7 protein-coding genes are annotated in these 11546 nt (G+C 55.7%); 1 reads left to right on the top strand and 6 read right to left on the bottom strand.

What is annotated here, in order from left to right:
* The 4 genes from ACTO5E_RS08150 to ACTO5E_RS08135 all read right to left on the bottom strand — a co-directional run.
* Nucleotides 1-951, bottom strand: a 951-nt coding sequence (locus tag ACTO5E_RS08150; RefSeq protein ID WP_482302916.1) for a putative ABC exporter domain-containing protein, incomplete at its 3' end; no start/stop codon positions are given.
* Complete coding sequence (locus ACTO5E_RS08145; protein WP_482302915.1) at nucleotides 948-1664, bottom strand: ABC transporter ATP-binding protein; 717 nt, start codon at nucleotides 1662-1664, stop codon at nucleotides 948-950. The genes ACTO5E_RS08145 and ACTO5E_RS08150, both read right to left, overlap by 4 nt.
* 500 nt (nucleotides 1665-2164) lie before the next feature.
* Complete coding sequence (locus ACTO5E_RS08140) at nucleotides 2165-3553, bottom strand: MATE family efflux transporter (RefSeq protein WP_482302914.1); 1389 nt, start codon at nucleotides 3551-3553, stop codon at nucleotides 2165-2167.
* A 1-nt stretch (nucleotide 3554) separates the two neighbouring features.
* On the bottom strand, nucleotides 3555-4886 hold the full coding sequence (locus ACTO5E_RS08135) for a hemolysin family protein (RefSeq protein ID WP_482302917.1): 1332 nt from the start codon (nucleotides 4884-4886) through the stop codon (nucleotides 3555-3557).
* A 331-nt stretch (nucleotides 4887-5217) separates the two neighbouring features.
* Here ACTO5E_RS08135 and nifJ point away from each other — a divergent pair, with 331 nt between their 5' ends.
* Nucleotides 5218-8889, top strand: a complete 3672-nt coding sequence (gene nifJ, locus ACTO5E_RS08130; RefSeq protein WP_482302913.1) for a pyruvate:ferredoxin (flavodoxin) oxidoreductase — start codon at nucleotides 5218-5220, stop codon at nucleotides 8887-8889.
* Between the two features lie 160 nt (nucleotides 8890-9049).
* Here nifJ and ACTO5E_RS08125 read toward each other — a convergent pair whose 3' ends face one another.
* Nucleotides 9050-10561, bottom strand: a complete 1512-nt coding sequence (locus ACTO5E_RS08125) for a hypothetical protein (protein WP_482302912.1) — start codon at nucleotides 10559-10561, stop codon at nucleotides 9050-9052.
* 15 nt (nucleotides 10562-10576) lie between these two features.
* On the bottom strand, nucleotides 10577-11546 hold a 970-nt coding region (locus ACTO5E_RS08120), incomplete at its 5' end, for a hypothetical protein (RefSeq protein WP_482302911.1).

The following is an 11546-nucleotide window of genomic DNA, read 5'->3' as shown; positions in this document are numbered from 1 at the left end:
CACCCGCACCTTTTTGGGGGTGACCTCCGCAGGCTGGCCCTCCTTTTTGGCCGCAATAGCAGACTGGGCCACCTCAGCGGTCTGCAGTACGTCTTCATAATAGTTATTCTTATTTTTGACAACCAACAGCAGTGCAAAGCCAAAAGCGGCCAGCACCAACAGAGCACAGAGCCCTGCCGACAGAAAGTCCCCACACAGCAGGCCACCGATCAACCCAGCGGACCAGCCTGATACCGGAAAGAAAATACCGATCTGGGACAGATACGCTACTCCGTCCTGCAGGGTGTCGCTCAAACCAGCAATGCTGAACAGATCCACCTCAGAATTGCTTGCAGAAAGGCTCAGGCTGGGATAGCAGCGCAGCAGGAGCCCTGCCACAAAAATCAGAGTAACGCCATACAGGCAATACCGTACGATCCGCCGGAGGCTGTCGCTTCCGCTGGCGCGCACATACGCCGCCATGGCGCAGACCTGCCCCAAAAACAAGGTCAGCGCATAACCCACCACCACAAGCAGCAGGTGGACATACTCCAGCCCATAAACCGCATGCATCCAGTTGTACTGAAACAGCAGGAAGAACCCTAGCAGCAGCGAAAGCCCCAACTGCCGCACCAACGCATAAAACAGCACCTTATTGGGCCGCAGCGGCGAGGGAAACAGCATACTTACATCAGAAAGAGTAAACATGGGATAATTTCCAGCCCCGCCGTTGATTCCGTTGGAGAAGGTAATCAGAAACATCATGGTGTAAAACAGTACCATGATGGCCGTCAGCTCTGTCAGGGGGCGGAGCTCCCCGAAACGATCTGCGTTCGCCTGCCCGCCAATAGTAGAGAGCACCAAGACTGCCGCCAGAAACAATACATAGATCAGCTTTGCAGGATGCTTTACTGCCTCCCGCACTTGGTTCTTCAGCTTGACAGCCGTGAGATAGACCAGAGGGCTTTTCATGCGCCCACCCCGCTTTCTGCCTTTGCGTCCCCTTCTGTAATCTGGAAGAACAACGACTCCAAGTCCTGGCCCTCGCTGCCATCATTGCGCATTGTGGCTGCAAAACGGCCATTCATCATAATATTCGCCACATCCCAGTAGTCCTCCACGCTGTCAATCATATGGGTACTGATTAGCACAGAGACCCCGTCCCGCTTCAGCTCCTGAAAGATATTTTTCAGTTCCTTAATGGCGTGGGGGTCCAGGCCCACCAGCGGCTCGTCGAACACAGCCACCCGGGGCTTGTGGCACAGAGCACAGGCAATGGAGAGCTTCTGCTGCATTCCTTTCGAGAGCTCTTTGCCCAGCTTATCCTTTTTGTCCCACAGCTCCAAACGCTCCAAAAGCTGCTGGGAGTAGGCCTCGTCCTCAAAACGGTAGGCCCGGCGGACAAATTCCAGGTGCTCTGAGACCGTAAGCAGGTCATAAACCGCAGGCATCTCAGGAATATAGCCCAGCTGGCGTTTGGCCTCTGTGGTGGTGTTCAGATGGCCGTTGATCTCCACCCGCCCGGTAAAACGAAGCAACCCGGTAATACACTTGATGATGGTTGACTTTCCTGCGCCATTCGGCCCCAACAGAATGCCGATCTGTCCATCGCCCACGGCAAAGCTGATGTTGTCGTTCGCGATATTTTTTCCATACTTCTTCGTTACTCCACTGATCGAAAGCATTGTGATAATCTCCCCTTTTTTGTTTTCTTTCCCATCGCTGTTGCAGATATCATTATAATATCATGTCGGTATCTTGTCAAGGGAATTTTAATTCCCATACAATTTTACAAAAAATCAGAGCCGCATACAAGCTTCTGAAAGAAATTGTAAGAGAATCGACAGAATCAATACTCCACTCTGCGTAAGGAGAGCGCAGAGCTACAGAAACATACAAAACAGCTTGCGTTAATAGCAGTACAGTGCACATACAAGATTTATTCATCTGACAAATGACATAAAAAACAGAAAAAAGGGGGGCTTTAAAGACGGAGTATAAGTATCTGCACAAGAAATTTGGAATGAATATACTCTACTACTGAAAGAGCAGAAATTTGCCCACCACAACTTGCCGAACGAATGAACATAAGCCCCTAAAAGTTTATTTGACTTTCAGCATTTGTGTCTGCTTTAAGATATCTGCCCATAGAAAAAAGCCCTGCTTTTCGCAAGGCTTTTTGTTTCTATTTTCCCGTTCCGGCCTTTTCCGGCGACAGCGTCCTCCGGGACCAGACCAGAAAGGAGATTGTGGTCACCACAGCGGCCAGAATGTCCGCAATGGGCTCAGCTACAAAAACACCGAACAGCTTGTTCTCAAAGAACATGGGCAGAATGTAGATGAGGGGAATCAACAAAACGATTTTCCTCAACAGGGCCAAAAGCACAGATACTTTTGCCTGCCCCAAAGCAAGGAACGATTGTTGAAACCCGCACTGGGCGCCAAAGGCAAACACGCCAAACAGGAAGATCCGCATAGCCCAAACCGTGATCTCCATCAAGGCCTGATCACTGATAAAAATGGCAGCAAAAAGCTGGGGAACCAGCATCAAGGCCAGCCAGAACAGAATACCATATGCCATGCAGCAAATCAACAGCAGCCGCACAGACTTTTTCACCCGGTCAAAATTTCGTGCGCCATAATTAAAGCTGGTAATCGGCTGTGCGCCCTGGCAAAGACCCTGCATAGGCAGGTTGACGATTTGCAGAACGCTGGCCAGCACAGTATAAGCGCCCACAGCGCTGTCGCCGCCATACCGCAGCAGCGAGGTGTTCAGCGCTACGCTGAGAAGGCTCTCTGTACTCTGCATGATAAAGGGCGACACGCCCAGGGCCATGACTGGCCCCATGATTTTCAGCTTGACGGGCAGATTCTCGCGGCGGATGCGCAGACGGCTTTTGCTGCCCAGCAAAAACCGCAGCACCCACACTGCAGACACCCCCTGAGAGAGAATCGTGGCCAACGCCGCGCCCCGCACCCCCAAGTGGAACACAAAAATGAACAACGGATCCAGCGCGATGTTAAGCGCCGCGCCAATCACTACGGTCAACATGCTGACTGTAGCAAAGCCCTGGGTTGTAATAAACGTGTTCATGCCTAATGCGATCTGCACAAATATCGTGCCCATCACATAAATTTGCAGATAGCTCAAGGCATACTCAATAGTGTTATCGCTGGCTCCAAAGGCCCGGAGAATCGGCTCTCCGAAAATCAGAAACACCGCTGTCAACACTGCCGAGAAGCCCAGCAGAGTGGTAAAGCAGTTCCCTAAAATCTTTTCCGCCTTGGGCAGGTCCCCTTCTCCCATAGCAATCGCTGCCTGAGGCGCACCCCCCATAGCCACCAGAGAGCTGAACGCCATAATCAGCAAGATGATAGGAAATGTAATGCCCACCCCTGTCAGCGCCGCCGCGCCAGTTTCGGGAATGTGGCCGATGTACATCCGATCCACAATGTTATAGAGCATGTTGACAACCTGGGCGGTAATGGCCGGCACTGCCAGCGAAAACATCAGTCTGCCAATACTGTCGCGGCCCAGGTCCTGCTCTTTGCTTTTGGTGTGGTTCCGTGCCATATCAGTCCTCTTCGCCTTCTTCCTCTGTGATCGGCGGCTCCTTCACAATCAGCAGCCGGGAAAGCCGGTTGTCTTCAATCTCCAGCACGGTGATGGTAAGGCCGCTTACCTGCACCTGGGGACGCTCCCCCTCCTTGGGAATCCGGCCCAGACGCTCTGTCACCAGGCCGGCAATGGTGTCGTAGCCGCCCTCAGGCAGTTCGGTGTCTGTCAGGTCAGAAATCTCGTTTATAGAAGCGGAGCCGTCCACAGTAAACACACGCTCGCTTACCTGGCGGATTTCCTCCTCCTCGTTGTCATACTCATCCTGAATATTACCCACAATAGACTCAACCAAATCTTCCAGAGTAATCAACCCTGCCGTGCCGCCGTACTCATCCACCGCAATGGCAATCTGTACCTTGCGTTCAGTCATTTCAGTAAACAACTGACTACATTTTTTGGTCTCTGGAATAAAGTAGGCCGGCCGCATCAGGCGGGTGATGTCCGCGCTCTGAGGAATCTGCACCCCTACAAAGGGCAGCAAATCCTTCACATAGCAGATGCCCACCACAGAGTCAATATCCTCATGGTAGACCGGCACCCGGGAGCAGCCATGCTCCATGGCAACTGCCACCACCTGGCCCAGGTCGGCGTCATCGGGTACGGCGGCAATATCAGTGCGGTGGGTCATCACCTCTCCGGCGGTAATGTCGTTGAAGTCCAGGATATTGGCGATCATGTCCTTCTCCGTCTCCTCAATCACGCCCTTTTCCTCTCCCTCGCCCACCATCTGCATAATCTCCTCCTCGGTGACTGCGTCATCCAGGCTGTGAGGATCAATACGGAAAAGGCGCAGCAGACAGTTGGCGGTAAGGTTCGTAAAGCCCAACAAGGGCATGGCGGCTTTGCTGAGTCCGCTGATCAGCCTTGCGTGGCGGTAGGCGTACTGTCCCCCCGCGTGGCGCGCCCCCTTCTTCGGCAAAATATCACAGAACAGGAAGAACACCAGCACATATGCCAACGCTGCCAAAAGACAGGATAGCATCCGGTGCATCTCCCCGGCGGCGTCCTCATAGGCCCGGCTTCCAAAGGCCGTCACGCAAAAGGACAGCCCCAGCAGCCCGCAGAACAGCAGGCCCGACTGCAGCGGAGAGACAACGCTCTCCTGGGCGCGGACAAGCTTTAACAGAGAACGCGCCTTGCGGCCGCCGGCATCAGCGTCCCGCTTTAGCTGGGAAACAGACAAGACACTCAGGGCAGATTCTCCCGCAGCGTACAGAGCCGCAATGGCGGCAAAAAGAACGGATAAAAGGATAGCGGCAATAAATGTACCGTCAGGGTCGTCAGGCATCGCGGTCAAAGGCTCCCTTCCATAATCAGTTCTGAAGAATGTTTATCGAGTATTATACTAGAAAACGCTTCGCTTGTCAAATATTATGTTTCCCGGGCCGGCAAATCCGCCGCGAATGGCCTGCCCGCAAAAAATTCGCAAAAGAACGATTTTGCCTTTGACATAGCCTCAGAAAGATGGTAAAATAACAGAGCAAGGGTACAGATATGGTGGTCAGGAACCTGTATTCAGCTCCGGGGGGCGTCGATCTTGCGTGCCGCAGGGCTGAATACAGGCTCTGCCCCTGCCTGTCCCCCCATTTCGATCATCCTAAAAGGAGGAAATCGTTAAAATGCCAAGAAAAATGAAGACCATGGATGGCAACACCGCTGCCGCGCATGTTTCTTATGCGTTCACCGACGTGGCTGCCATCTACCCCATCACCCCCTCGTCTGTTATGGCTGACGAGACCGACAAGTACGCCGCCGCCGGGCGGAAGAACCTGTTCGGCCGGGAGGTGCGGGTCACAGAGATGCAGTCTGAGGCCGGCGCTGCCGGCGCTGTCCACGGCTCTTTGGCCGCGGGCGCGCTGACCACCACCTACACCGCCTCCCAGGGCCTGCTGCTGATGATCCCCAACATGTACAAGATCGCCGGCGAGCTGCTGCCCAGCGTCATCCATGTTTCCGCCCGTACTCTGGCGACTCATGCGCTGAACATTTTTGGCGACCATTCTGACGTGTATGCCTGCCGTCAGACCGGCTATGCCATGCTGTGCTCCAACTCTCCTCAGGAGGTTATGGACCTGGGCGCTGTGGCCCATCTGGCCGCCATTAAGGGCAAGGTGCCCTTCCTGCACTTCTTCGACGGCTTCCGCACCTCTCATGAGGTCCAGAAAATTGAGACCTGGGACTATGAGGACCTGGGCGAGATGCTGGACTGGGATGCGGTCAACGAGTTCCGCCGCCACGCTTTGAACCCCGAGCACCCTGTGCTGCGCGGCCAGGCTCAGAACGGCGACATCTTCTTCCAGGCCCGCGAGGCCTGCAACAAGTACTACGACGCAGTGCCCGAGGTGGCTGTCGAGTACATGAACAAGGTCAACGAGAAGCTGGGCACCAACTACAAGCCCTTCAACTATTATGGCGCGCCTGACGCGGACAAGGTCATCATTGCCATGGGTTCTGCCTGCGAGACCATCGAGGAGGTCATCGACTACCTCACCGCTGCCGGCGAGAAGGTTGGCCTGGTCAAGGTCCATCTGTACCGTCCCTTTGTGGCCAAGTACCTGCTGGACGTGCTGCCGGAGACCGTAAAGACCATCTCTGTGCTGGACCGCACCAAGGAGCCCGGCTCCATCGGCGAGCCTCTGTATCTGGACGTGCTGGCCGCCATCAACGGCACCAGCTTCGGCGCGTGCCCGGTCTACTCCGGCCGCTACGGCCTGGGCAGCAAGGACACCAAGCCCAGCGACATCATCGCCGTATACCGCAACATGGAGAAGGCTGAGCCCAAAAAGCGCTTCACCATCGGTATTGTGGACGATGTGACCCATCTGTCTCTGGAGGTTACCGAGGACCCGGATACCGCTCCTGCGGGCACCACCAGCTGTAAGTTCTGGGGCCTGGGTTCTGACGGCACCGTGGGCGCCAACAAGAACTCCATCAAAATCATCGGCGACCACACCGACATGTACGCCCAGGGCTACTTTGATTATGATTCCAAGAAGTCCGGCGGTCTCACCATCTCCCACCTGCGCTTCGGCCACACCCCCATCAAGTCCACCTACTATATCTCCAAGGCTGACTTTGTGGCCTGCTCCAACCCCGCTTATCTTGACACCTACGACATGGTGCAGGATCTGAAGAAGGGCGGCAGCTTCCTGCTGAACTGCGCTTGGGACGCGGCGGAGCTCAACGAGCGTCTGCCCGGCAAGGTGAAGAAGTTCATTGCTGACAATGAGATCAACTTCTACACCATCGACGGCTTCAAGATTGGCAAGGAGATCGGCCTTGGCACCCGCATCAATACGGTGCTGCAGTCCGCTTTCTTCTCCATTGCCAAGATCATTCCCGAGGCCGACGCCATTCAGTATATGAAGGACGCTGCTCAGAAGTCCTATGGCCGCAAGGGCGAGGCTGTGGTCAAGATGAACCACGACGCCATTGACGCCGGCGCTACCGGCTACCATAAGGTAGACGTGCCCGCTGCCTGGAAGGACGCTGTGGACGACTCTGTGAAGAAGGTTGCCACCGGCAGCCGCCAGGAGCTGGTGGACTATGTCAACAACGTGGTGTTCCCTGTTAACTCCTTCCACGGCAAGGACCTGCCTGTCTCCACCTTTGAGAAGTATGCCGACGGCACCAGCCCCCAGGGCACTGCCGCCTATGAGAAGCGCGGCGTAGCCGTTGATGTTCCCGAGTGGATTCCCGAGAACTGCATCCAGTGCAACCAGTGCTCCTATGTGTGCCCCCATGCGGTCATCCGTCCCATTGCCATGACCGACGAGGAGCTGGCCGCTGCGCCCGAGGGCACTAAGTCCAAGCCCATGACCGGTCTGCCCGGCATGCACTTTGCTATGGTCATCTCTACCCTGGACTGCACCGGCTGCGGCAGCTGCGTCACCACCTGCCCCGCCAAGACCAAGGCTCTGCAGATGGCCCCCATCGACTCCCAGCGTCCCCAGCAGGCGGTGTTCAACTATGGCATCGACCTGCCCGCCAAGGAGGCTGTGGCTGAGAAGTTCAAGGAGACCTCTGTCAAGGGCAGCCAGTTCAAGCAGCCCCTGCTTGAGTTCTCCGGCGCCTGCGGCGGCTGCGGCGAGACGCCCTACGCCAAGCTGGCTACCCAGCTGTTCGGCGACAAGATGTTCATTGCCAACGCCACTGGTTGCTCCTCCATTTGGGGCGGCTCCGCGCCTGCCACTCCCTACACCGTCAACAAGAAGGGCCACGGTCCTGCTTGGGAGAACTCCCTGTTTGAGGACAACGCCGAGTTCGGTCTGGGCATGGCCCTGGCTCAGAACGCAGTGCGCGGCCGTCTGGCTGAGCTCACCGAGAAACTCATTGCAGTTGACTATGTGGAGCAGGAAGTGAAGGATACCGGCAAGGCCTGGCTGGAGACCATGACCGACAGCAAAGCCAACGAGGCCGCTGCCGAGGCTTATATTGCCGCTTTGGAGTACAGCCGCGCCTCCATTGACTGGACCATCAACTTCTGCAAGTCTGAGGATGCAGTCAAGGCGTTCGGCAGCAAAGAGGCCGCTGACAAGATGCTGGCCCACCATGAGGCCCGCAAAGCCGCTGGCGACCAGTACTGCGACTGCGAGGCCTGCACTCTGTGCAACGAGATTCTGAAGGACAAGGATTATCTGGCCAAGAAGTCTGTGTGGATTCTGGGCGGCGACGGCTGGGCCTATGACATTGGCTTCGGCGGTTTGGACCATGCCCTGGCCTCTGGCGAGAACATCAATGTGCTGGTGTTCGACACCGAGGTGTACTCCAACACTGGCGGACAGGCTTCCAAGTCCACCCCCTGCGGCTCTGTGGCTCAGTTTGCCGCTACCGGCAAGGCTCAGAAGAAGAAGGACCTGGCCGCCATTGCCATGAGCTACGGCTATGTGTATGTGGCCCAGGTGGCTATGGGCGCTGATATGAACCAGTGCATCAAGGCCTTCCATGAGGCCGAGAGCTACAACGGCCCCTCCATCATCCTGGCCTACGCGCCCTGCATCAACCACGGCATCAAGGGCGGCATGGGCGTCTCCATGGTGGAGGAGAAGAAAGCGGTTGCCGCCGGCTACTGGCACAACTTCCGCTTTGACCCCCGTAAGGCTGACGCTGGCGAGAATCCCTTCCAGCTGGACAGCAAGGAGCCTTCTGCCTCTTATCGTGACTTTATCATGGGAGAGGTACGCTACAACAGCTTGACCCGTTCCTTCCCGGATCGCGCCGAGAAGCTGTTCGCCAACGCTGAGAAGTACGCCGAGGAGAAGTACGCCAAGCTGAAGAAGATGGCTGAGTAATTCTCTGCGAGAAACCGTCTGAAATGATAGAAGAAAAGGCTCGTCCGGGGCAACCGGGCGGGCCTTTTCTCTTGTTTCAGAAGCCGAGCAGCTGTCGATAAAGAACGCCATAGGAAAAGGCCTGTCCTCTGAGAGGGCAGGCCTTTTTGTATGCGGAAGGTCATCCCTCCGCCAGATGATACTTTAAGTCGCGAACAAAGTCATTGGCGGCCTTTTGTGCCTCAGCCTCTGTGATCTCGCTCTCACTATGGCGGAAAGAATAGGCAATATCATAGAGTTCTTCATCCAGGGAGCAGGTAAAACGGGCGTGATCGATAGGCTCCGCCAGAAGGGGAAGGTCTTCATCAGTTAGCTGAATTGCCGCCAGCTGCATCTGGCGTTCTTTGTCCCCTGATCCCACATAGCGCATTATCTCATCCCTGCGGCGGGCCCATTCCTTCTCTGCATAACCCATATACCGTACTGGCCATCCAGTGCTTACCGGCAGAGTGACGTCGAATTCTCCCAGTTCGCCGCCATGCTGAGCCTCAGGGGTAAGGAACAGCCGCAGGAATTCATAGGCCGCGCCGGGGTTCTCGCAGGCAGAGCTCACTGCACCCCAATAGGCGATCTGCGCGTGATAGCTGCCGTCCGACGCGCGCAGGGGAATGACCTCCACCTCCCGGCCCATGGCTTTGGCTACGGGAACCAAGTCGAACAGCCACTCAATGGTTATCACATAGAGGGGGCGGCTCTCTCCCACACAAAACTCTATGGATGGTTCGCTGTAATACTGGCTGAGTCCCACGCCGTAGCCGGCTTTTTTTGACTTTGCCAGCTTCTTATAAGCTGCTATGCGCATATTCTGCAAGACGCAGTCATTGGTAAGGAGCTGGGAGAGCGCTTTGGGGTCCAACCGGGCCTCCTCTGTCTCATAGTCGCAGAACCTGGGAAAAAGATCCAGAGGCCAGACCGAAAAGCTGTCAAATCCCTGGGCATAGGAGGGAATTCCCGAGTGAAGCACTGCCTCCTCCACCTGCTGAGCCACCCCGGAGCGCACCGCCTCCGCATTTAGAGAGGAGGCTTCCAGGGCCTCTGTGTCCACAAGCAGAAACGGCACGCTGTACCGCAGAGGAAGAATATACCTGGCCTCCCCTACCCTGCCTGCGTCCATGATAGTGGGATGCAATTCCTCCGTATGCAAATCCTTGTCTGCGTCGTACAGGCTGCTGATGTCCCGAAACCAGCCATTGCCTATGGCCTGGTTCACATCCCGGAACAGGGGCTCCAGCTCATAGACATAAATTTGGTTCAAATCCAGGGTGGGCAGCAGGTAGACATCCGGCACATCCCCGGCCATAAGCGCTACCCGCCGCTGCTGAATCTCATTCTCCCGGGTATCCTCATCCATGGTCAGATATTCAATATCCACCGTCATATCCGGGTATTGGAGCATGAAATATTTGGCGATACGGTTCAGCTGGGTGCGCACAAAGGAAGATTTATCGAAACGGATCATGCTTGGCGTATCGGCCCAGCTGGTTGCCTCTGTCAACACCTTCAGCGTGCCGGACATTTTTGCCGGGGGCAGTGGCGTGGACGGCTCGCTGCGGGACGAGCTGTCTTTGGCCTGACAGCCGGTGCATATACTCAGCAGCAGCGCTGCCAACAGAACACTGAGAAACCTTTTCATTTTCTAACCTCCTGATCAGCCCTCTGCCAGATGATATTTCACATCGCGGACAAAGGCATTGCCTCTTTTCTGGCGGGAGGTTTGAGGGTCCTCCCCCTCCTCTCCAGACTGCCGCGCCTTTAAAAACTCCATATCCAGCACCGAGGGGAACCGCACCCCATCAATAGGCTCGTCCAGAATGGCAAAGTCGCTATCGTCTATTTCCACCTGCAGAACTGCCTCCTTGGTGCTGCCTCCATAACTGGTGTGGCTGATCTCCTCCAAATGCCTGCCCCACTGCTTCTCCGCAAAGCCTTTATAGCGCACCGGCCAGCCGGGCATAGGGCCTACTGAAAGTTCAATGCCAGAGCCGTCATGAATGGCAAAATCGAATTTCTCCAACTGTCCCCCATGCTGAACCTCCGGCGTCAGAAAGAAGCGCAGGAACTCATAAGCCTTGGCAGGCTCCTTACAGGCAGAGCTCACCGCGCCCCAATAGGACACCTGAGCGTTGAGCTTGTGGTCCACAGACCGCACGGGCTTCATTGCAATCTCATAGCCCAGAGATTTTCCTGACGGGACTATATCAAAGGCGGACTCTATGGGCACAACAACAGTGGCTAAAGATTCATCCAGACAGTAGTCCTCCCCCATCAAAAACGAGTCCAGACTGATCGAATGGGATGGAAATTCTCCTGTCTCCTCCTCAATCTGCTTAAGTTTTTCCCAGTTGGCGTGGTGTACCTCCTCCTGCAGATCCAGGCCGTCAAAGTAATCAACAAAGTCCTGGGGCTTCACCAAAACGTTCTCGCTCTCATAGTCACAGAGGGGGGGCAGCAGGTCCAAAGAATGTCCGTTATCATAATGGGTAGCCCAGGCCGGGTCCCCAGTCTTTTCATACACGTCCAGTACCGCCTGGTTCAGCTCCTCAGTGCCTGCGCCCATGGCCTCCCAATCAATGCCGGAGTCCTCTATCATATCCTTGCGGGCGTATATCACAGGGAAG

This window comes from Acutalibacter sp. (genome assembly GCF_056800975.1).
The sequence above is the reverse complement of the archived record's forward strand: the minus strand, read 5'-3'. Positions and strand labels throughout refer to the sequence as shown.

Coding starts and splice junctions, on each gene's coding strand:
- ACTO5E_RS08135 (WP_482302917.1), bottom strand. CDS start 4,886: ATGCCTGACGACCCTGACGGTACATTTATTGCCGCTATCCTTTTATCC.
- ACTO5E_RS08125 (WP_482302912.1), bottom strand. CDS start 10,561: ATGAAAAGGTTTCTCAGTGTTCTGTTGGCAGCGCTGCTGCTGAGTATA.
- ACTO5E_RS08140 (WP_482302914.1), bottom strand. CDS start 3,553: ATGGCACGGAACCACACCAAAAGCAAAGAGCAGGACCTGGGCCGCGAC.
- ACTO5E_RS08145 (WP_482302915.1), bottom strand. CDS start 1,664: ATGCTTTCGATCAGTGGAGTAACGAAGAAGTATGGAAAAAATATCGCG.
- nifJ (WP_482302913.1), top strand. CDS start 5,218: ATGCCAAGAAAAATGAAGACCATGGATGGCAACACCGCTGCCGCGCAT.